Source organism: Alteromonas sp. ABH4_452 (genome assembly GCF_056311825.1).
Genome location: NZ_CM149973.1, coordinates 1293601 through 1316239, shown reverse-complemented (window position 1 = coordinate 1316239; position 22639 = coordinate 1293601). Strand labels below are relative to the sequence as shown.

Genomic DNA, 22639 nt, shown 5'->3' with positions numbered 1-22639 from the left:
AGCTACACCCCACCACTAAATATACGGCGTTGTTGCCACAGTAAGTAAAGGAAAAATGGCGCCCCAACTGCCGATGTAACAATACCAATAGGTATTTCCATAGGCACAAATAAGGTGCGAGCCAATGTATCGGCAACCATTAATAGCAACGCGCCCATTAGTGCGCAGGCAGGTATTAGCACCTTGTGGTTTACACCAAATATTGCCCTACACATGTGGGGCACCACCAAACCAACAAAGCCAATAATGCCGCACAACGCCGTCGCTAGCGCCACAGAGAACGCCACCAGCCATAAAACCCCGTGTTTATATCGGGTAACATTAAGCCCCATATAAGCCGCTTCTTTTTCACCAAGCGCAAGTAAATTAAGCGCATTACGTGACTTCATAAGACCAGTAAAAGCAACAAGCCCAGCTAGCGCAATAAGACCACAAAGCGTCCAGCTTGCTCCGGCAAGGCTACCCATGGTCCAGTAGCTTATTTGGCGAAGTGCATCATCGCTTGCTACATAACTAATAGCCCCTATCACAGTTCCGGTTAAGGCGTTAATGGCAACCCCTGCCAAAATAAGCGCGGCTACTGAAACGCCTTGCGGCCCATTTGAAAACCGAAGCACTGTCCATACAGAAAGTAGTGCACCACCAAAGGCCCACATGGCTACCCATATAGACTCAAGCGCAGGGATGAGCGGAGGTACTAGGGTCATACTAAGAGCTGCGGCTGCGGCTGCGCCACCTGCAATACCAATTAAACCAGGGTCGGCAAGCGGATTACGCACTAGCCCCTGCATTGCACAGCCAGATACGGCTAGAAGCGCGCCAATCAGCATTGTCATGATCACCCTCGGCAACCTTATTTCAGACAACACATACCAATGGGTGCTATTTGTCGCAGTATTTCCGCCGCTAATGAAGTATTTAAGTTGCTGTTCAATATCAATTGGTAAACTCCCGCGGGTTAACCCCACGTAAGCACAGAGCAACAGCAATACAACCAATATTCCTATGCCAATACGTTTTCGCTGCGCGCGGGCATTAATAAGCTGAAGTACCACAGACATAGACGCACTATCGCCTGGCTTATCAGCTAGGTTATCACTGTGCTTAGCTGCCGAAGATAACTGCATTATTGACTCGTACTACTGTTAGCCGCGTTTTGCGTTTGCTTAATTTCAATAGCTTTTTCTGCATACTCTGCAACATGCTGAAGCGCTACATCAAAGCGCGGAGAAAGGCCCAAACTTATGCTGCTATCCATGGCTTCAACCAGGCAATGGATACCAGCAAAGGTGGCTGCCAACGCATGGTGCGTACAAAGCGCGTCCTTCGCGCTTTTTCCACGCAGCATGTGCCCAGCGGCAATCACAATATCAGGGTTTTGCATCAGCACAGACTCGGCGCTCATCACTTTGTAGCCTTCCACTGCTGCACCTATATTAACGATACCCAGCGTATCGAATAGCGCTTGGGGCACAGTATTTTTACCCGCAACCGTTATTCCCCTGTCATTGTTCGCCACCACAAAGAGCGCTTTAATTGGCGTATTGAATGCTAAGGTTTTATCAGCGTACCGCGCTTTTTGTTGCTCTACCTTCTTTTCAATATCGTGAATAAGGGTAATGGCGTTATCACTTGCCGATAGTTTTTCGCCAATATCCAATACTAGGCGCTTAAGGCCACTTAAGTTTTTGTCTATGTTAAAGGTAGTAACCTCTACGCCAGCATGGGCTATTTGTTCAAGCGCAACGCTTGGGCCTGTCGCCTCAGCTCCTAGCAGCATTGTGGGCTGTTGGGCCAATACTCCTTCAGTGCTGAGCTGTCGAAAGTACCCAAGCTTAGTTAAACTTGCCGCTTCTTTTGGGTACATACTGGTACTGTCAGTAGCAATTACCCAATCGCCTCGTCCTAACGCGAATACAATTTCGGTGATACTGCCGCCAGCGGTAACAATTCTAGGAGATGTAGTTTGCGGTTCAACTAAAGGGGCGCTAAACGCCCCTCCCGCAAACAAACTCCACCCCGCCATCACAGTACACATCGCTTTTACGGCAATAGATGAAAGTGAAAGAGCCTTTTGCAACATTGTTTACTCTCCACTTACCGGGTCGGCGCGGAAACTGTACGCACCTGATGTTCCCTCTTCATCGTAATAGCTGGTAATTTGAAGCTTGTAGGTAGTGTCGCCAGACTGAACTAAATAAACCCCAAACTGTGAGTAAAGTAAGTGGCTGGTACTGTCGTAGAAATACCAGTTGTTCGTAGCCATAGCGTACTCGCTAACGGTCTCTTCACTGAAGCCATAAAACTGTGCCGCTTCGGTATCCACTCCATCATAAGTTTCAGCGTCGGTGCGAAGTACGGTCGCATCATCAGCGATAGAAAGGGTAAATTCCCCCGCCCCGTCCGCACACGGAATTGATAAGTCCCAACCGTCCGCTTGTGTAACTACTTGCTGCATATCGAAGTCAATGTAAACGGCGTCGCTACAACCCACTGCATCAACGGTAAGTGCAACTTCTTCAGCAAAGGTGCTTTGCCCGTCAAGAACGCTTTGATGCATAACGCCAAGGGTTATTTCGCCAATACCGCGCCCTTCAGTGACGATATCGGTAACGTGGAATTTTGTGTAGTTGCTGTCAGAGGACACAATGTAATAGGTCTCTTCATTTGGCGTTACTACGTGAGTAGTAAAGTCGTAGTTGTAAAAGGTATCGCCGATCACTTGGGTTTCTGTATCTGTGCTGAACGCTTCAGCTTCTGGTATATCGCTTTGAGTAACAGCTAAGTAGTCGTCTAGTTCGCTATCAGCCGTAGCATTTAAGAACAAGTCAGACACTGGTGCGCCCGTATCATCGTAAAAGTCGCTGTTATTTCCGGTAAAGTAAAGGCTAACAGCGGTTTCCTGGTTTGTATTCAAAAACACATTGGTACGCTTAAAGCCAATATCCCACGTGGTATCCGTTGCGGCTTCATCTTCAGTAAGCGTAAGTTGTGTTTGTGTATCTAAGTCAAAATAAACGGCCACAGGCTCGGATGTAGACCCTGTACTAAAAGGCCCGTAAATTGTTGCCTCTTCGTTTTCGCCGTTACTGCTTCCGTCATCTGAATCTCCACTGCCATCGGTTACTTGATCAGGCGTTTCAACTGAGGTGTCATCGCTACTTGAACCACCACAAGCAGTTAAACCGAATGTCATGGCAAGCAATAGCGCCAAATACGTTTTGTTCATGTGTTTTCCTTTTTTAAAGTTCGCCGAATTAACCAGCGGTTTTTAGTTGTTGGTTTGGGATCTGCCGTTAGGTATTTTTTGTTTTGATCTCAAACGCTGTTTTCTATGTCGGTGCTTTCGTTTAATGGTTATTTCAATACTGAAAACTCACGCCCAGATACAACCGCCTGGCAGTAATCGGCCTTGCGTCAAACGCGCCTGCCACAAGAGCGTCGGTTGAGCGATGTTCATCGGTGAGGTTTTCAAGCCCGAGGCGCGCTTGCCATTGAGGCGTGAACTGGTGCTGTACAACTGCGTTTAGCGTGGTAAAGCTGTCTTTGAAAACTGATGTATAGCCACTGGAAGGCGACACATTTCCCTCATGCACTCCATAGAGCTGTAGGCTGGTGTCAGTTTGGCTAAACTGATAAGTAACGGATGCTTTAACTAAGTGCGTAGGGCGTTCAGGCAAGCGCTGTGAGCTGCCATCTTCAGCAACTAAGTAACTGTAATTCAGTTGCCACTGCCAATTATCATTCTGCACGCTGGCGCTCAAATCTGCACCGTATAGGGTCGCTTCATCGAGGTTTTGATAAACTGAAATATCTAAACCTGCTTCTTGCGATGCGTCCACATCTACCGCTGTGGTGATAAAGTCATCAGCTTTAGTGTAATGAAGGTTAATATCAAGGTGATATAACCAGTCACTTTGGATCGGTTCTACTCGAAGGTTAGCGCCTAAGTTAGCATTCAACGCGGTTTCAGGGGTAAGTGCGTCGTTGCCAAGCACCATATAACCCAAGTTACTGTGGTCAAATATGTAATAGCGTTCCTTAAGGTTAGGCACGCGATAACTACTGCCAGCCCCTGCGCGAAGTTGCCACGAAGTACTGTCAGCACTAATTGACTGGCTTGCACTTGCTTTAAATGCAGTATGCCAACCAAAATCAGAATCGTTTTGTATTCTTGCGCCTGCTAAAAGCTGGGTGTCGTTTTTCTGCCAGTTTCCTTGTAAATAAAGCTCGGCACTTTCACGACTTACATCGTCAACTTCAACCGTGCCCGTGCTGAGGTTTTGCTGGTCCAGCGTGTCGCCATGTAAAACAAGGCCGCCTACCCACTCGATATCTTCGGTAGAATAAATTTTCTGCGCTTCTAGTTCCGCTAGCTGAATATCGGTTTGACGCAACCCGTTGCTGTTACCACTCTCTTCATCATGTGAAAGATAGCGCGTGTTGATATGCCAATCGTATTGTTGCTCAACGCGAAGATCGTGCTGCCACTGAGTAACGTTAGAAAGATAACTAATAATGGTGGCTTGGCCGGGTATTGATGATTGAGGTTTGTCTTTTTGCTCGTCCAGCCATTGCCCTTTATATTGCACGCTAACGCTATTTATCAACGTAGATAAAGACATTTGCACAAAAGATTTGTCTACCGCGCCACCATCTTGTGATGTAGTTTCGCCGTCGTAATCAAAACCCGGGTTAGTAATGTTCTGAGCCGTGATGCCAAGCTGCCAATCGCTTACTGCTTTCGCTGCAGTGACCCTAGACGTGTGCCCGAATTCATCACCGTCAATTGCATCATCGGTAAAATAAGATGCCTCGTAGTCTGCTGAAAACCGCGAGCCTTCTACCCTTTCGGTAATGATATTGATAACGCCGCCCATAGCAGAGCTGCCGTAAAGCACAGAAGCAGCGCCTCGCACAATTTCAATTTGCTTAATATTAGCCACGCTAATTTGGTCAAGGTCGACCGAAGAACCTGTAGGTGAAATAATAGGTTGGCCGTTGATTAGCACCAGCACATGGTCACCATTGAAGCCATTTAGCTGAACGTTGTACCCGTCTTTTTGACTGCGCCTAACCACAACACCGGGCATCACTTCAAGCACTTGGCGTAGCGTGCCTTTACTTAATCGAGCAATCTCTTCTTTATCAACTACATCAACCTTCACTGGTGAAGAAGCCAGTAATTTCGGCGTCCTAGTACCAGTCACTACAACGCGCTCTAGGTCATCTTCCGCTAAAACTGAAAAAGCCAAAGGAAGCGTGGCGGCTATGGCAAGTGAAGGTACAACGTAGGCTCGTTTCATTTATTTTTCTTATAACGCAAATGATAATGATTTGCGTTTGATCTTATTTATTTGGAAACGTTTTGCAAGAAGAAAAATGGATATTCAGTATAAATACCCCACATGGCCATTTATTTTTAAACGCTTTTTGCAATAAAAACAGAATGATAGGCAATGATAAAATTTTCTGCCTTGTGCGACAAAAACAGTGGAAAGATGTGGAGTAAACAACATGGAGAAGTGAAAGAAGGAATACCAAAAAGCTGAACTGAAAGAAAAGTTGCCTATTCCTTTCTATTTTTAGAAATAGTATTCCCCTACTAAAGGATAAATTGGAATAAAGAAAATACCACTACACAAGTTGTGTAGCGGTATGTAATTTGTAGCTAGTTAGTCGAGTCACTTACGTAAAACACATTGTCTGGTATTTCATTTCCAATACCTGTGTTGTTACGAATAACATCAGCTAGCGTCACCCCCTCAATCATGTCTAGCTCTTCATCTGTTAGATAATTTTGGTACCAAAATCTGTCACCATCTCGAAGTGCTTCAAACTGCTCGGTAATCATTGCGCGAAACAAAGGGCCTAACTGGGAACCTTCTTCCGCCACAGGGTCTTCAGCAAGACCGCCCGTGAACAAGTCAATATCGTCAATACTGTCGTAGGTCGCCTCTAGCGCAAGTTGTAACTCAGTATTTGAGGTTACTTCACTAAAGGACTGTCTAGGCTCCAAACCGAATTGGGCACGCATTTCATTGTAAGAAGGTACGCCATGATCTCGCCCTCGTTGAATGTTTAGTGCAACTAGGTCTAGTCCGCCTTGCCCCGGCAAACCGAATAGAAAGTTACGCAGCTCACTGGTTACTTTCACGTCGATGGCTTGGTGCAACTGACTTGCGAGGCCTCTTAAAATAGGCTCAATACTTTGCTCATCGGTAAGAATGCTGGGCGCAGTAAAGAACACTTCTCTTACCGATAAATTCCCTTCGTCAATCGTATTTCCTTGTGCATCAAGTCGCAAAATTTGGTCGTTTATTAGCGAATGACCATGACGAAACGCAGCCACAGAAAATGCATTATAAAGCCCAGGGTCCACTGTGTTGTCATAGCCTTGATAGCGAGACAATGCGTTGTCACCTATCAGTGCAGGCAAGTATTCGTTGTAAGTAATAGACTGTATTTCAGCTATAACCAGTCGCCGTGCTGCTTGGAAAATTTCTTCACCAGATGCACCTGGCGACTGTTCTTCCAATATAGCCGCAAGTCGATTGTGCTCCCTTACCCACAGAGTGTGCATAACAGTAAGTCCAACCTGCTCATTGGCACGCACTTCACCACCTAGAAACAGCTCGTCGTCTTCCACACCAAACGCGTTACCATTGGTTTGCCCGCTGGTATTGAAAGGCAGTAAGTTACCCTCGCTTGTGTCTAAGTAAGGGCTATTTTCCCCTACTCTTATCGCCAACGCACGTTGTTCGTCAGACCCATAGACCATGCTTCCATCGATCCACGCAGTTAGCTCGTTTTCTTGCTCTCGCGGATTTCGGGTAGATGTGCCCGTATCATGGTCGAAAATAGCTCTTGAGAACAGGATAGTTGCGGTTCCCGTACTTCGAGGGTCAAAAAACGCATCTCCAACGGGCACCGGAATATCGGCCACTTCTTCTAAGCCATCCGTTAGACCAAAATCATGATCGATAAATTGCCCCCACTGCCAAACAAAATCAGATGTACCGAAAGTGTTTGGGATAACTTCGCCCGTATCTTGATGATGTATATTATTGGAAATCAAACGAGCACTAGGACGATTAATGCCTGACATTGAAGCAACGCCATCTTCGTAATCAGGATCAACCCACCGTTTTAATTGAGTAAATGCTGCCCCCCAAAGTGGATTGGCATTATTATTTAAAGAGCCATCAATTGTTCTAACTTCTCTGTTATCAACAAAGTCGTTGTCGTTGTCCCTGTCATTATTTACTCGTTCGCGTCGTTCATTGGCGTCTTCGTCGATACCTTGTGACGAGGCTCTACGGTCGTTCACCACAACGGTTACATCGTCTGAGGCCGTGACCCCTTCACTATCTGTTGCGGTAAGTCGAAACACTAGGGTTTCGTCATCTGAGGTAGACGGTGCTCGAAAACTCGCATTAAGTGAGCTTGCATCTTCGATATCAACCGACTCTCCTGATATTTGCTCCCATTGAACGCTAACGCTACCTTGTGTATCGCTAGCATTACCCTGAAGCACTACCATAGACCTTTCATCTATTGTTTGCCTCTCCCCTGCTTCTACTACAGGGGGTGTATTAACATTGTTTTCATCAGAACTACAGGCACTGATGGCAATAACAGCTGCTGTCAGTGACATTCTTACTTTTTTCATATTCAACGCCTTCTTTCACTTCTACAAGAAGTAACTAGGTTTACGAGAACAGATTAAAACGTACTTAATCATGAACTCACTGCTTAGTAATAACTCACTACAACGTGCTAATAGAGCAACACGCGGAGAAACTACTTATAATTTCGACATGGAAAAGCAGCCGTTATCATTAGGTTTAATAGATATCGCTGAACGCAAAACAAGATTAGAAACCATTTAAATGATACAAAAAACTGATAAGCAACGATTTTTGCACAAAACCGTCAGAAAAAAGTTGGCAAGTTTATTGAAGTATTTAGTTGAAAATAACGTTTTTGATAACGCTATACCTTGAAAATTTAGCTTTCATGCTAGAAAACAACGAGATTTTGACACTATGCGCCTACCTACTAAACAACTTATCAATAAAATCGAAAATTTGTCTAATGGCCTAACGCCAGAGCAGTTATCAAGCTTTTTAGATATTATTGACGCTATGACGGCGCTGGTTGAGGAAGCTGGCGAATTTAAGGAAAGTAATAAGGGCAACAAAAAAGTTGAGTCAGCGCCAGTGCCTGTACTTTCTAGCGTTGTTCACTAAATGTTATCAGTAATGTCCAAACAAGCTATTAGTTGATAAATACTGCCCATTGCAATACTTTAGCGCGCGTCCTACTTAGAAAAAGAGAAACGCGTGCTATACCTTGTTGCAGTTACAGCCCTATGGGCATTTTCCTTTTCGCTTATCGGTGAATTCTTGGCCGGCTCAGTAGATAGCTACTTTGCCGTATTAACCCGCATAATTCTTGCTGCAGCGGTGTTCCTTCCGTTTCTAAAAGTATCATTGCTAAGCGCCAAGCAAAAAGCGGCGTTGGCGGCTTTAGGTGCTGTGCAGCTGGGGTTAATGTACATTTTCTTCTACCACGCGTTTTTGTATTTAACCGTGCCAGAAGTGTTGCTTTTCACCATTTTTACGCCACTTTATGTCGTTATGTTAAACGACGCCCTGTTTAAGCGGTTTACCCCGTTTTATTTATTGTGCGCACTTATCGCCACCGCTGGGGCAGCAATAATTCGTTTTGATGGCGTGACTGATAATTACTGGTTTGGTTTTGCCATTGTTCAAGGTGCTAACCTTTCCTTTGCGCTAGGCCAAGTGGGTTATAAAAAGCTGACCTCGACTTTTACCGCCCAAGTACCCTATCACAACGTATTCGCCTGGTTTTATTTAGGCGCGCTGGCTGTTGCCTTGCCCGCGTTTTTCCTGTTCGGCAACACAAGCCAACTACCGCAGAATACCGAGCAATGGGGAGTGCTACTGTGGTTGGGGATTGCGGCATCCGGGCTTGGCTATTACTTTTGGAATCAAGGCGCGCTAAAAGTCTCTGGTGGTACGTTAGCCATAATGAATAATGCGCTTATTCCGGCAGGGCTTGTGGTTAACTTACTGCTTTGGCAAAAAGACACCGATTTCACTCGTCTGTTTCTTGGCGGTGCTATCATTGCTATTGCGCTTTGGATGTCTCATCAATACAACAAAAAACAGAAGCAGACCTAGCCTTACCAAAGCCGACTCTACGCTGGGCTATACTCACTTATCATGGTGTAGTCTTTGCGCGGCCCAATCACCTGCCATGTTGAGCGCCACACAGGCCAAGTAGAGAAGTCATAGCGCACCACGTAATTATCATCGCCGCATAGATGTTCGGCATTAAGATTGCTCGCACTAAATGTATGAAAATAACGTTCATCGTCGAACAACACTTCAAATAAACCAGTTTGAGGCTGCTGCCAGAAATACCGACGTTCTGCTGGCATAACGCTGCCGTTAGGCGCCGTTACCTCACCTTTTTCGTTATACGCTAAGCTGCACATTTCCTTTTTTGCGCCGACGTTGTCTTCGTGTTTTTTGCCTTTGTGTTTTTTGACTATGTCGTCTTTGCCGGTGTGACCGTTATCTACGTAGCCTTCACCTATGTAGCCTTTGTCTTCAAGCCAGCTAAATTCAGCTTTGCCAGAAAAGGTAAATACATCGCCATTTCTCTGGATGATTTTTCGCGTTAGCGTCCATCGTCCAGCAAAATCGTCCAAGGTATTAGGAGAATTAATGGTCATTGCGCCTCCCTTACCAAAAATAGGTTACAGTAGCTGAATATTGGTCGCCTCGGCCCGGCGTTCCTGGGATTTCTTCAAAGCGCTCATCCCACAAATTATCCACGGCCAATACTAGGTTTAACCCTTCAATTTGAGCCGGTGAATATGTGAGCGTGACATGTGAGAAAAACGCAGAGTCACCGCCGTTTCTAAGCGCATTGGTTTCTTGTTTTCGCCACTCGTTATCAATGCGAACCTCGACCGTATCGGTTGCAAACCACACCAACCCAAGGGTTGCGCGATGCGGCGGATAGTTAAGCGCGTAAAAGCTCGCGTCTACCTCATCAATTCGATAGTCTTCAGACTTATCTAAATAGGTATAGCTTGCCACCACATCTGCGCTATCAAAGCGCTTCACTGCAATCAACTCAATCCCCAGGGTTTCAATATCAACCGGGTTTGCACTGCGTGCTGAAGTAGCGTCGAAGCTATAAGTCCAGTCTGTTAGTTCATTATCCCAGCGATAGAATACGGCGGTATCAACTTTGAAAGAGGATTTATCAAATGACGCCCCAAACTCTAGGTTTTTGCTGACTTCTCGCTGTAACTGGTTGTTACTTCTAAACAGACCGCTTGTGGTACTGCCGCCTACAGCAGTGTAGCCAGCCACCTGCGTTGCCTTTGCATACGAAAGAAAGAGTGTACGCGAGGCATTACTCCCTGTTTGGGTAAGCCAACTAATATCGCCCACAAAAGACAGTCGGTCGTCGTCGCGATTTGTATCGTCAAACGCCCCACCTAAACGAACGGTAAGTGACTCATTGCTGTTCAACTGAGTTCGATACTCGGGCACTAGGCTTATTTTGTAGTAGTCACGAGAGGTGAAATTGTTCTCTAGCGTGGTTGATGTGATGTCGTCTGCAGTAAGCTGTGCTGCATAGTTGATACCAAATTCTTGCGATACATTATGAGTACCCGAAAACGCGAATGACTTCACTTGGGTTTCGTGAAATGCCTGAAACGATTCAGGATTTTCACGTGAGAAAACGTAATGGTCGTCATTCTCTCTGTAGTAGGCAGAAACTTCAAAGTTATTTTCTATACCCTTTTCGCCATAGCGCTGTTTATGATTTAGCATAACCAAACGAGTTTGAATGTCTTCTGTTTCGTTGACGTCGAAAGGCGTGTACAAGTTAGGCCAGCCAAAGAACTTTTGCTGGAAGCCATAAAACAAATCAGTTTGTGAATCGTCACTTGCTAGTTGGATACGCCCTGACGCGCGTTCGAAATTATGATCGCCATTAGCAATAGTGCCATCACTTTCAGAACGAGAATACTCGCCTTCAACCCCAACAGACCAACCGGCTTTCAAACCAAGTAAGCCATCAAGCGAGTGCTTTACTGCACCGTGTACACGCTGCAGATTGAAGTTGTTATTACCTACTCCCACTGACACACTGCCTGCTGTTTGGATAGGACGCCAACCGTAAGACACCGTACCTACAGAGCTATTTACGCCGTAAAGTGCATTATCGACGCCCGTAAAAATACTCGGTTTCGTCAACATTTCTGGCGCAATGGGAATTTCAGCGAAATAGTGCCCCGTTTGCGGGTCAATAAGCGTCGCGCTTCCTATGCGAAACCCCGTGTTTTCGAATATACCGCCGCGAATAGTGACATCAGCCTGCGCTTCTGCCATGTTCCTCGACTGCAAATCGACACGCGGGTCGTACTCTAAATTTGAAATAGGTGAATTAAACGTGCCTACTGGCTTGTCATTCGCCGTCGCCGCCCCTTCAATCGTAATTTTCTCCACGCCTTTTTCGTTACTGTTCACTCCAGCGTTAGCGCTTGAAGTATCAACACTTTCAGCGGCCATGACAGAAAAAGGTAGAGTACAAAAGAGTAATGAGAGGGTTGTATGACGCATTTAGGGTCCTAGTTCAAATTTACGGGTAGCCAGCAAGGAGGCGTAACAAAGACGCGAAGTGTATAGCATTGGCAGGCAGAGGAAAACGCCAGATAGTTGAGTTTGGACCAGTATATTCACTTTGCAACAACGCTTTGTAATAACGCTTTGCGCGTTTTCACCTTCCGAATGAAGCGCCCGATATGCAATTAGTCTTCAAGAATCATTAATCTCACCTTTTGGTTCCTAAGCCCTCTTGCGGAAAGAAACGAGATAACATAACATTCGCGACCTCTGAAAAACCTGCCAAAGACACGTAATACCTTGCTTATGCTTGATCTTAAAACACCGTTTATATTTTCTTTAGTTGCATTATCAGTAAGCGCCGCTGCGCAAAGTGATGAAAGCTCCCTTCAAGGTGCTCATGATGAACTTGAACACATTGAGGTAAAAAGACACTTTCAGCCATACCGTGGTAATGTACCGCTAATCGACACCCCACAAGCAATCGACCGAATTACTGCTGATACCTTAGCGAATGAAGGGATCACGCGCTTCATCGATGCGCTAGATTTTGCGCCCACCATTGTTAGACAAAACAACTCTGGCGGCATGTTCGATAGCTTTGCGATCCGAGGTTTTTCTGGCGATGAAAATAACCCATCGGGTTATTTAATAAACGGCTTCAACGTGCGTGGCTATAGCGGTAATAGAAGCACGGTTAACGTTCAAACCATAGAAGTAATGAAGGGTCCGGGATCAGCCTTATATGGTCAAGGGGAACCTGGCGGTACCATTAACGTTATTACCAAAAAACCTCAGTTCGAAGAGCAAGGCTACATCCAGGGTACCGTAGGTAATTTTGATAAAAAACAAGTAGAGTTCGATTACACGAACGGCATTAATTCAGACATGGCGTATCGCGTTAACGGTTCATACGAAGACTCTGATACTTATCGCGATAACGTGTTTTTCAAGAATTTGAACCTTAACCCTTCATTTATTTGGAACATTTCTGATCACACCAGCTTAAGCTACCAGATGGAAATATTGGATCAGGAAAAGCCGCTTGATCGCGGTGTGTTCATATTAAATAACGACTTTGACGCCGTAGATGCCGAAGACTTTTATGGTGATGTTAGAGACGGAGCCCATGAAGTTAAAGCCTTCGGACATCAGCTAGTGTTAAATCACGAGTTGAATCACAACTGGCATTTACTCAGTGGCTTCGCCTACAGAGACTCTTCTTTTGAAGGGCAGTCTTCAGATACTGAACTGTCAGAAGGTCGTCAGCTTTTGTATACCGACCCATCTATACTTTCAAGGCAACGCAGAACCCGTGACTATCAAGCGCAAGACTTATCACTACGCTGTGAATTAAGTGGCGTGGTAGACGTGGCAGGCTTCGTAAATAACGTCTTGTTTGGTTTGGACTATTACAACTACCACATCGACACAGACTATCGTCGTTGGCGCACTGCGTGGGGTGCGGGTGATACCACTTACAGCATCAACCCTGAAAATCCAGACTACACTATTTTCAGACCTGACGTTACGCCCACTACACTCACGGCTGAAAAGCAAAAAGGGTTAGGTTTCTACGCACAAGATGTTATAGAACTTAGCGAAGCAACCAAGCTTTTAGTTGGCTTTCGCGTGGACAAATTCGAGCAAGACATTCTTAATAAGTTAAGCAATGAAGGGCAAGAACAAGACCAAACGGAAGTGACACCGCGCTTTGGCTTCGTGTATGAAGTCAATGATTCTGTAAGCCTTTACACTAGCTATGCAGAAGGTTTCAGACCCAACCCCGGACTTGACTCTGACCGCAATGCGTTTGACCCTGAAGAGACCACCTCTTTTGAGGTAGGAGCTAAGTGGGAAAACATTGCTGATATGTTTTCTGGTAGCGTCGCTATTTTTGATGCGGAAAAGACTAACATGCTTACCGCTGAACCTAATACTGGCTTTTCAGCTACGCTCGGTGAAGTTGAAAGCCAAGGGGTTGAGTTTCAATTAACGACTGACCTTACTTCAGACATTCGCCTTGATATGGCCTATGCGTATACCGACGCTAAGACCGCGAAAGCAGTGAATGACTTAGATTTTGGCGTGCCTATTCCAAAAGGGTCGCGCTTAATCAATATTGCCAAGCATTCGGGGTATATCTCGCTGAACCATTACACCAGCGTATTTGAAAAAGAAGCGTTCTTTGGTGTGACCATGCGTTACGTAGGCGACCGCTTAGGGCAAACCACAGATCCATCATTCATCTTGCCGTCTTACACCCTTGTGAACCTAGCGGCGTCGGTAAACATCAGCGATGAACTTTCTATGAGATTTGACGTGAATAATCTGTTCGACAGAGATTACTTTGAGAACTCATACCATCAGCTTTGGACCATGCCGGGCTCACCAACTAACTACACGGTGAGCGTTAAATACCAGTTCTAGTAATAAAATCAAACAAGCCGGAGGCTTCGATGTTCCGGCTTGTTTGTTATACATTCTCTATTCGCCGTTTTGCACTGGCATTTTCCCTGAGTCACGGTTTTCCCACCCGTGTCCGTTGAACGGATCTACACCTAGCTGCTGCATAATGTAGGGGAAGTCAACGTTAACCCAGTTATCTACAATTTTACCGTCTACCACTTTCCAAAAATCCATATAGCGAATTTCGACTCTTTTACCAGTAGGCTCTATTCCCATAAAGGTTCCAGTGTGAACCGCTTCTTGGCGACCAAACGCAGCGCACCACTCGCCTTGTGTAACGCGAGCTTCATCTATACAAACTTTATCAGAAAACGCAGCTTGAAACGGTCGCTGCCAGTTGTCTTGAAACTCTTTTAACCCTTGTTTGAAGCCGCAGCCTGCATTGCCCATCCAGCGAAAGTTCTCGCTGAAGAAACGGCCCATATTGTCGATATCATGATCATTTAATCCATCGACCATAGCGTCAATGGTATCAATAGTTTCCTGCGTTTTTGACAAGTCGTTGTCTTTTGTAAGAATACCTTGTTCTGGACGTGAACCTTTCATCTCATATCTCCCAAAAAAGTGTTGAGTACTGCATATTAAAAGCTCTGTTTAAAGAATGCGTAATTAGGGTTTTGAAACAGAGCGTAAAGTAGATATTTGGCGCTAAGAACCAAAACTGGGCTCATCACCCTAGTGATTGCCCAGTTTGTTCAGCGTTTAAAATAGCGCACTGCGCTACAAGTGTTAGTCGAACTTGTACTGTAAGCTTACGCCGTATGTACGCGGGTTATTCCAGTTTGCCTGAATGGAGTTAATAGGCAGCCCATTAAGCACTTGAGACTGAACCACTGCACGAGTAAGCACTTCTTCATCCGTCAGGTTATTTGCAAAGAAATCGACGTTTAAGTTTTCATTTACTTCCCAAGAAATACGAGCCGTTACCATGGCGTGAGCATCTACTTTTGTTTCAGGAATGTTGATATCAAACGCGTAGTGATCGTCAACAAAGTTCACATGAAGATAAGGCGTTAAGTAACCGCCATTTGGCAATGAGTACTCATACCTTGCGCTTAGGCCCAGCGTATAATCTGGTGACATAGCTGGAGAGTAACCCGCAAAGCTAAACTGGCTATTTGGATCGTTAATATCCTGACGGCCATCAACATTGCCTAACCCAAGTAGAGGCTGAAGTTGAGAATTACCTACCGCAAAGTCGTCAGCGAACTCGGCGTTAAGAAGCGCCAAAGTTGCATTTAACGTTAACTCGCTTAGTGGGCGCCATTCCAAATCAGCTTCTAACCCGTAGGTGTCAACCTGACCACCATTTTCATAGTATTCAAAGGTTGTACTAACGCCAGTAGAAACGCACTGTGCCACGGTTAAGTCAGTTGTTGTGTCGTTACACGAAACTGCAAACAGCTGCGCTTTCACGTCGTCGTATTGGTTTGCAAAAGCAGAAACGTTAAACCGAACGGTGTTATCGAATAAAAAGCTCTTCAAACCAATTTCGTAAGAAATAACTTCTTCATTGTCGTATAGCGGATCGGCACCACGCGCTACCACCCTCGCGTCGTTAGCACCACCAGTGCGATAACCTGTTGCTGCACTGGCATAGACCATCATGTCTTTTGCAACATCTAGCTCATAAGCTAACTTCCACAATACCGCTGAGTCGTCCCAATCGGGAATTGAATCGCCTGTAAATGTCTTCTCGTCTTTGTTGTAGCGAAGGCCAACCAACAAGCGGTTGGCGTCGTTAAGTTGATAACGAGCTTGGCCAAATACGGCTACAGAATCGACTTCATGCGGGTCGTGATTTGGATTTCCCCACGAAGGAACCGTAATAGAATCTGGCTCACCGTTACCGGTTGTATCCTCACGCCACAGCCATTCCCAATCCGCTTCTTGCGAGAACAAATAAACGCCTGCTATCCAAGAAAACGGGCTATCGCTTTCAACAGATGACAACTGTAGTTCGGTAGAAAACGCTTTTTGATCGTCCTGACGTCCAAAACCACCAACAAAGTCTAAGCCACCATCGCTGTAGTCGTTATCGTAGAATTGCTCGCCTGACAGTTCAGAATAATTAGTGGTCCACTTTGCATTTGCCCAGTCCATCGCCCAGTCGAGCGTCAAGGTTGCCGACCATGCTTCCTGGTTATCGAAAGACACCGCATTTCTGTATACATCGTATGGGCCTTCATCATCTCGCTCAGCATCAGCTGGCTGATAAATGTGGCCAGGCGTTACCGTAGCAACAGGGTTGTAAACGCCCGATCCCGGCGAGGTTTCAGAAATTTGATAACCCGCAATTTGTTGGTAACCCCAAATCGCTTCTGAGTTTGCATCTTTCTTACTGTAATCAAGGCGAAGCAATGCAGTAACATCGTCTGAGAATTCGTATTTAGTCGTGTTACGTAAGTAGAATTGATTCTTTTCGCGTAAATCGTCTGACGAGCCCGGCAAGAAATGGTTTTCGATCATGCCGTCATGACGGTCGTGGCTCATGACAAAGCGCGTAGCGGCCTTATCACTTAGCGGCAGGTTTAAAATAGCTTCATAGGCCGAACGGTCATAGCTACCATGAGTAAGTTTCACAGAACCACTGGTATAGCCAAGTTCAGGCTGCTTTGAAATAACGTTGATACTACCTGCAAATGTATTTCTTCCATACAATGTTCCCTGCGGCCCGCGCAGTACTTCAATGCGCTCAATATCAACGTAAGCCCCTAAGCCACCGGTGGTCGTTGGCACATAAATACCATCCTGGAAAATACCAACAACTTGTTCAGCAATACCTGTACCGGCCACGCCGACTTCGTTGGTACGAGCACCACGCATAGCGGGACGAACTTCACCACCCGAGCTGCCTATTCTTAATCCGGGAACAACGTTTTCAAGACCACTAATATTTTCAATGCCGTTACGCAAAATATCATCTGCACCTAACGCGCTCACAGAAGACGATACTTCCTGCAAATCTTGAGATTGTCGGTTTGCTGTTACTTCAATACGTTCAACACCCGCTGCTTTAGCTTCGCTGTCAGGGGTTTCTTGTTGGGCGCTAGCGCAAAAACTAACGCTGATTAGAAGTGCACTTTGAATAGCGCGGGAGAGGTATGTTGTATGGTACTTTCGTTGGTCTTGCTTCATCGTGATAGTTCCCGGATTAATAAAACCTTATCTGCAGTAACCTGTTAGTGCCCTGCGTTTATCAAGCCTTTGATGACCCTGCCTGTGACAACATCATACTAGGTTGTTTAATTCTTGGTCTAAACAAACATACAACCCAATTTACTTCGAAGTCAATAAAAATGTTCAAATATTGTTAATTCATGAATTTTAATTTTTTGTTTAAATATACCAAAAACAAATAAACTCATGTATTTAATAACTTTATTAACCAATAAAGGGCTTTATCAATGACAATAAAAATAAGATTCCGAAGTATATATTAAGACTTCAAGTCAAAAATGACTGGTAGGATCTGCATAGAAAAATGGCACTTTAAAAGATAGAAACCGAATGCTGATGCATGAGTTAAGCATTAGTGGAAATAGATAAGAAAGTGCACTTAAGATAGTTTGGCTTATCAGAAAGCCCACCTAGCAAAAACGGGCGTTTTGCTAGGTAGCTTCATGGGAAAATGACGTCAGTCAGTACACCTATTTCAGGTATAAAGCCTTTAATGTTGTTAGCTTAACTGTAGGTGGTAGTGCGCGATAAGATATCTAACCCTTGTTGTTTTAACCAATAAGGCACATCCATCAGCACCCAGTTTTCCAGTAATTTATCCCCTTTGCGATAGTACACATCAACCACTCGCATGTCAGCACGTATACCCGACGCCGGCATGCCGAACAAGCCGCCGCCTGCGGTATTCGATAGGTTCGGCCAACCAAAGAAACAGGCAAAACTGCCTTCACTAAAGCGCGCCACATGACCATTAAAAACTTTATCTTTCAAACCTTTACGAAAAGGAAATTGATGTTGCTGCTGGTAACGCTCGATGGTGTATGTAGCCCCTATTCCCGCTGGCCCGTACCACACCATATCTTCGCTCCAGCATTTGGCGAGAAGCTCTGGAGGACAGTTGTCGTTACCCGATTTATTTAAAGAATCTAGGTCTTTTACCATTTCCTCAACCAGCTCAATGGTCTTTTTAGACTCCTTAGGATCTTGCTCTTCAAACAGTAAACCGTTGTGATCACATGGCCCTGGATAAACAAACGTATGGCCTGTTTCTACGGGCAAAGGATTAAGCCCAACTTGCTGCATTAGTGCAATTAAGTCGAAGAAAATAGCGTGGCTAACTATCTTATTTTCACGTACTTCAAAAAACTCGGCATACCGTAAAAAAGCCAGTTTCCCCGTACTTCTAATACCAAGAAACGGCTTGTCGAACAGTCCAGCGAAGTGACCCATCGACATAACCCATTTGCCTTCGCCGGCGCTGTTATCTCCCGCCATGAATACGTCCTCACGGCGCTTCATACGCGTAAAACTCTGTTTTAACGGCTCCCACAACTCTTTCACTAATTCTGCTGGAGTCGAACATTTATCAAACGGATAGCAGGCATAAATCTTTGCATTTTCATAAACATACGATTTCACTACGCCTTTAACATCACTTGCCTCACCTTTGTCAAAAGCGGCTTGATAGGATCTGACAACGGCTTTTTCGCTATTAAAACTCATGACTTACGCCTCTTTGTTTAAAAAATTGTTAATACTGGCCTGAAATAATTAATGACTTCGAAGTCATTATGTATTAGGTTGAATATTATTGTAAATAGAAAGCGCGCTTATTAAGCAGGCAGAGTAAAGAATATGACTGAAAATTTTGGCGTTTTAAACTGGTCTATCTTAGGCGGGTACATCATTGCGAACCTGTTGCTGGGTTTGGTGATTGGTAAAAATATAAAAAATTCCGACGATTTTTATCTCGGTCAAAAACAAACTCCGTGGTGGGCAATAGGTATTTCGGTTATTGCCACTTACGTTAGCGCTATGACGTTTCTTGGGGCACCAGCCTGGGCTTATTCAGAGGGGCTATCCGTTATAGCACTTCATTTGAACTACCCTCTCGTCATCATGGCTGTAATCATATTCTTTTTCCCATTCTTCTATAACGCGGGTGTCGCGTCCATTTACGATTACCAAGAACGGCGTTTCGGCAAGCGTGCCCGCGCCATGGTATCCAGCATTTTTATGCTAAGCCAAATCATGAGCTCAGCAGCTATTCTTTATGCTACCTCTCTTGTTTTGTCGTTCATTACTGGCGTACCTGTAGTGTGGTCTATAGTTATAGTTACTGCCATAGCGCTTATCTACACCATGATGGGCGGCATTACTGCCGTAATTTGGACTGACGTTATTCAGTCAGTGATCTTATTTGTGGGCGCGGGCATTATTATGTACGCCCTGCTTGAAAGCGGCGACACTACGCTATCTTCATCAATGAGCGAGCTTAAAGCTCAGGGTAAATTAAACCCACTTGATTGGGACTTCGACTTTACTGAAGAAACTACGGTGTGGAGCGGCATTATTGCTATGACGCTGTACCACATCACCGTTTACGGCACCAACCAAATGATGGTGCAGCGAACGCTGGCTGCCAAGAATATTGGTGACGCCAAAAAATCTTATTTATTAATGGGTTTCTGCGCGTTCTTCATCTACTTCTTCTTCATTGTACTTGGCGTGTTGTTCTACGACTTTTATCAAGGCAAGACCTTCGAAAACAGCAACACAATCATTTTGCAGTTCGCAACCGATTACGGCTTGCCGGGTTTAATGGGCATTATTGCAGCCGCGGTTATGGCCGCTTCCATGTCTAGCCTAGATTCCTCATTTAACTCGCTATCGACAGTGGCAACTATCGATTTCTACATCAAATACTTCAAGAAAGACGCGTCGGACGCCCATTACCTTAAGGCTTCACGTATTTTCACCTTGTTCTTCGCCGTACTTATTATTTTTCCAGCAATTGGCTACCACCTATTCAGTGAAGGCTCAATTTTAGAAATTTTGTCTAAAGTAGGCTCTTATTTTGTAGGTGCGCAAATGGGCATGTTCTTCTTAGGGTTCTTCTCTAAACAGACAACCGAAAATGGCCTGATCATTGGCACATTGAGCGGCTTTATTGTTGTGACTTTAGTGGCCTTGAATACAGATATCGCGTGGCCTTGGTACTGCATCATAGGTGCAAGTGCCAACATTGTAGTGTCTATGATTGCTAGTCGCCTTATTGATGGCGTTCAAACCGAATACAACGCTTATACCATTAAAGGGCAGCAGCAACACTTCGCGCGCGAAGGTCTCGATGAGAAAGAGCAAGGATGGTATCGCGTTCCCGGCCGCGTAGACCCAATCAACTACGTATTGTTTGGGTTCTTCTTACTCACACTCGTGTTCTTATTTTCAATTCAATTTATGTTTTAAAAGCCAAACTCAGCGCTTTTGAGGGAGATTCTATGAGCGAAACATCCATAGCAAAAACGGTGTATTGGCAGCCTCTGCATGACATGCTGGACCCTGCACGAAGTAAAACGCAAACCTTAGCGGGTTTCGATGAAGAGTTTGTCGACTTAGCAGACTATATATTGCGCATTACCCATCGTATTTGGGAGCAGAAAAATATTGGCGCTTGCTACGATTATTATGCTGACTACTGCCCGGTACATACGCTTGGCGGTTATGCCGACAGTGTTGATGTGGTGGTTCAAAACACGTTAAAAACCATCGCAGCCTTCCCTGACAGGTCGCTTATAGGTGAAGACGTTATTTACCGTAAAGAAGCCAACGAGGTGTATTATTCGTCGCACCGTATCACCAGTATTATGACCAATAAAGGCCCCTCTGAATTTGGCGCGCCAACAGGCAAAACCGGGCGTGTAACCACCATTGCAGACTGCATGTGCAGAGACAATAAGATTTTTTACGAATGGCTAATGCGAGACAATAGCTTTCTTATCGCTCAGCTTGGTATTGAGCTAGACGATGCTGCAGCGTTTCAAGCCAAGTTTCCTGTATCGAGTACGTTTACCCAATGGATAAATGAAGAGTACGCTCGAACATGTGCTAACAAGGCATCGCGCTGGGAAGAATTGCCAGAGCAAGACAAGCAGTGGGGCGACTTTGCCAAATCATGGGCCGACCAAATCTTCAATAAGCGCATGTTCAATAAGCTGTCTGACTTTTACAAACCTAATGCGTCAGTGCAGTGGCCGGGCGGTCGCCAAGCCACTGGCAATGCAGCTATTGGCGGCATGTTCATTAAGTACTTGGCCAGTTGCCCAGACGCCAACATGGTTGTAGATCACATTTGCGTTACCCATTACGACGACAATCGCGTGAACATTGCGCTTAGATGGGGCTTGGCGGGTCATTACAATGCTACACAAAGCAAATATGCGCAGTTTAATCAGCAACCCCATTACATTTTAGGCGCAACTCACTTTGAGATTGAAGACGGTGTTATAGCCAAGGAATTTACGGTGTTTGACGAAGTAGCGGCGTTAGCAAACCTTATGCGCAAGCTACCACAAGCGACGGAGGCATAAGCATGTTAAGCACAATTCAACAGTTGCTAGAAAAACAAGACACACAAACACTTACCGCCGCCTTGCTTCATTCAAGCCGCTGGCTTTTAGGAGAAAGACTGCACTACGGGCCAATTCAGCAACGGGGTTTAATGGCTAATTGGCTTGATATTACAACGCATTTTGAGACCGTTGAATTATGCGCGAAGGTGCAAAGTGGTGATGTTGAAGCAGGCGTATTTTGTCTTTCATCAGCATCGACCAGCACCTACTTTATTGCACAATGCGAACATCGCAATGCCGCTATCAAGCAATTGCTTCAATGGGTAGACAGTGCTTCACTTGCGGCGCACTATAATACAAAAGAAGCCCTTGGCCATGACAACTCGATGCCGCTACCTTTTTGGCCCGAGCCAGACCCATTACAGCTGAGCGAATTTGACCCTCAACTTCATCTTAAGACAACCCATGCGGGCATTAACGATGTGGTTGCAAGTAACACTAGCGATAAGAGCAAGGCGCTACTGTCGCAATGGTGGCAAGTGTGGCAAGGCTTCGACACGGCAGGTATCAAAGAGCTATACAGTGACGCTACCCATATTAGCGTAAATAGCCAAATGTTAAACAAAGAAGGTTTTCCTTCTGTCTCGTCTTGGCTGACTTTACTTGAAAGCAAATTACACCGCCGCTACTGTCAGCTGGAACAAGTAATAGCGGATGAAAGTAACGCGCTAGTCAGATGGCGAATAGATGCAGACCTGAAGACTGATAACGGCCTAATACGCGTGCGCCTGCCCATAGCAACCATGCTTACGTTTAACGAGAATAAGATTACTACTGAGTACTGGGTAGTTGATTCTATCGCGTTTGAAAAACGCTTTGGTGCTCCCCTTCCCTTTTAACCAACCTTTTTAAGCTAACGTATCAGCTTCCAGTCACTAAAATTTGATACGTTAGAATTTT

General features: G+C 45.2%; 16 protein-coding genes. 6 read left to right on the top strand and 10 right to left on the bottom strand.

Annotated features, from left to right (window positions below; all coding sequences use genetic code 11):
* Positions 1 to 2 precede the first annotated feature (2 nt).
* From ACYX4N_RS05620 to ACYX4N_RS05600, 5 genes are all read right to left on the bottom strand, one after another.
* Positions 3 to 1127 (bottom strand): FecCD family ABC transporter permease, encoded by a 1125-nt coding sequence (locus tag ACYX4N_RS05620; protein ID WP_476055889.1) that lies wholly within the window; start codon positions 1125 to 1127, stop codon positions 3 to 5.
* Positions 1127 to 2083 carry a heme/hemin ABC transporter substrate-binding protein gene (locus tag ACYX4N_RS05615; protein WP_476055888.1) on the bottom strand — a complete coding sequence of 319 codons (957 nt, stop codon included), beginning with the start codon at positions 2081 to 2083 and terminating at the stop codon, positions 1127 to 1129. The genes ACYX4N_RS05620 and ACYX4N_RS05615 overlap by 1 nt, the downstream gene beginning before the upstream one ends.
* A 3-nt stretch (positions 2084 to 2086) precedes the next feature.
* The gene (locus tag ACYX4N_RS05610) at positions 2087 to 3229 is read right to left on the bottom strand and encodes an HmuY family protein (protein ID WP_476055887.1); all 1143 of its coding nucleotides are present in this window, start codon (positions 3227 to 3229) and stop codon (positions 2087 to 2089) included.
* Positions 3230 to 3362: 133 nt separating this feature from the next.
* Positions 3363 to 5306, bottom strand: coding sequence for a TonB-dependent receptor plug domain-containing protein (locus ACYX4N_RS05605; protein WP_476055886.1), 1944 nt, complete (start codon positions 5304 to 5306; stop codon positions 3363 to 3365).
* 365 nt (positions 5307 to 5671) lie between these two features.
* Positions 5672 to 7672 (bottom strand): peroxidase family protein, encoded by a 2001-nt coding sequence (locus tag ACYX4N_RS05600; RefSeq protein ID WP_476055885.1) that lies wholly within the window; start codon positions 7670 to 7672, stop codon positions 5672 to 5674.
* A 376-nt stretch (positions 7673 to 8048) separates the two neighbouring features.
* On the opposite strand from ACYX4N_RS05600, the gene ACYX4N_RS05595 reads away from it, so the two are divergent.
* Positions 8049 to 8252: a hypothetical protein gene (locus ACYX4N_RS05595; RefSeq protein WP_474805073.1), complete on the top strand. Its 204-nt coding sequence runs from the start codon at positions 8049 to 8051 to the stop codon at positions 8250 to 8252.
* Positions 8253 to 8345: 93 nt separating this feature from the next.
* On the top strand, positions 8346 to 9209 hold the full coding sequence (locus tag ACYX4N_RS05590) for a DMT family transporter (RefSeq protein WP_476055884.1): 864 nt from the start codon (positions 8346 to 8348) through the stop codon (positions 9207 to 9209).
* Positions 9210 to 9226: 17 nt separating this feature from the next.
* On the opposite strand, the gene ACYX4N_RS05585 is transcribed toward ACYX4N_RS05590, so the two are convergent.
* Both ACYX4N_RS05585 and ACYX4N_RS05580 read right to left on the bottom strand, forming a co-directional pair.
* On the bottom strand, positions 9227 to 9766 hold the full coding sequence (locus tag ACYX4N_RS05585) for a DUF6314 family protein (RefSeq protein WP_476055883.1): 540 nt from the start codon (positions 9764 to 9766) through the stop codon (positions 9227 to 9229).
* A gap of 10 nt (positions 9767 to 9776) precedes the next feature.
* On the bottom strand, positions 9777 to 11675 hold the full coding sequence (locus tag ACYX4N_RS05580) for a TonB-dependent receptor plug domain-containing protein (protein ID WP_476055882.1): 1899 nt from the start codon (positions 11673 to 11675) through the stop codon (positions 9777 to 9779).
* 309 nt (positions 11676 to 11984) lie between these two features.
* Between ACYX4N_RS05580 and ACYX4N_RS05575 the strand changes: the two genes are divergently transcribed.
* Positions 11985 to 14108 carry a TonB-dependent siderophore receptor gene (locus tag ACYX4N_RS05575; protein WP_476055881.1) on the top strand — a complete coding sequence of 708 codons (2124 nt, stop codon included), beginning with the start codon at positions 11985 to 11987 and terminating at the stop codon, positions 14106 to 14108.
* 57 nt (positions 14109 to 14165) lie between these two features.
* On the opposite strand, the gene ACYX4N_RS05570 is transcribed toward ACYX4N_RS05575, so the two are convergent.
* The 3 genes from ACYX4N_RS05570 to ACYX4N_RS05560 all read right to left on the bottom strand — a co-directional run bounded on the left by ACYX4N_RS05570 (position 14166) and on the right by ACYX4N_RS05560 (position 18830).
* Positions 14166 to 14693, bottom strand: a complete 528-nt coding sequence (locus tag ACYX4N_RS05570; protein WP_014980218.1) for an ester cyclase — start codon at positions 14691 to 14693, stop codon at positions 14166 to 14168.
* Between the two features lie 183 nt (positions 14694 to 14876).
* Positions 14877 to 17285: a TonB-dependent receptor gene (locus tag ACYX4N_RS05565; RefSeq protein ID WP_476055880.1), complete on the bottom strand. Its 2409-nt coding sequence runs from the start codon at positions 17283 to 17285 to the stop codon at positions 14877 to 14879.
* 546 nt (positions 17286 to 17831) lie between these two features.
* On the bottom strand, positions 17832 to 18830 hold the full coding sequence (locus ACYX4N_RS05560) for an ester cyclase (protein ID WP_476055879.1): 999 nt from the start codon (positions 18828 to 18830) through the stop codon (positions 17832 to 17834).
* A gap of 132 nt (positions 18831 to 18962) precedes the next feature.
* Between ACYX4N_RS05560 and ACYX4N_RS05555 the strand changes: the two genes are divergently transcribed.
* Genes ACYX4N_RS05555 through ACYX4N_RS05545 form a run of 3 tightly spaced genes read left to right on the top strand, consistent with a single transcriptional unit; the run spans position 18963 to position 22578 of the window.
* Positions 18963 to 20576, top strand: coding sequence for a sodium:solute symporter family protein (locus tag ACYX4N_RS05555; protein WP_476055878.1), 1614 nt, complete (start codon positions 18963 to 18965; stop codon positions 20574 to 20576).
* A 32-nt stretch (positions 20577 to 20608) separates the two neighbouring features.
* Positions 20609 to 21697, top strand: a complete 1089-nt coding sequence (locus tag ACYX4N_RS05550; protein WP_476055877.1) for a nuclear transport factor 2 family protein — start codon at positions 20609 to 20611, stop codon at positions 21695 to 21697.
* 2 nt (positions 21698 to 21699) lie between these two features.
* The gene (locus ACYX4N_RS05545; protein ID WP_476055876.1) at positions 21700 to 22578 is read left to right on the top strand and encodes a nuclear transport factor 2 family protein; all 879 of its coding nucleotides are present in this window, start codon (positions 21700 to 21702) and stop codon (positions 22576 to 22578) included.
* Positions 22579 to 22639 lie beyond the last annotated feature (61 nt).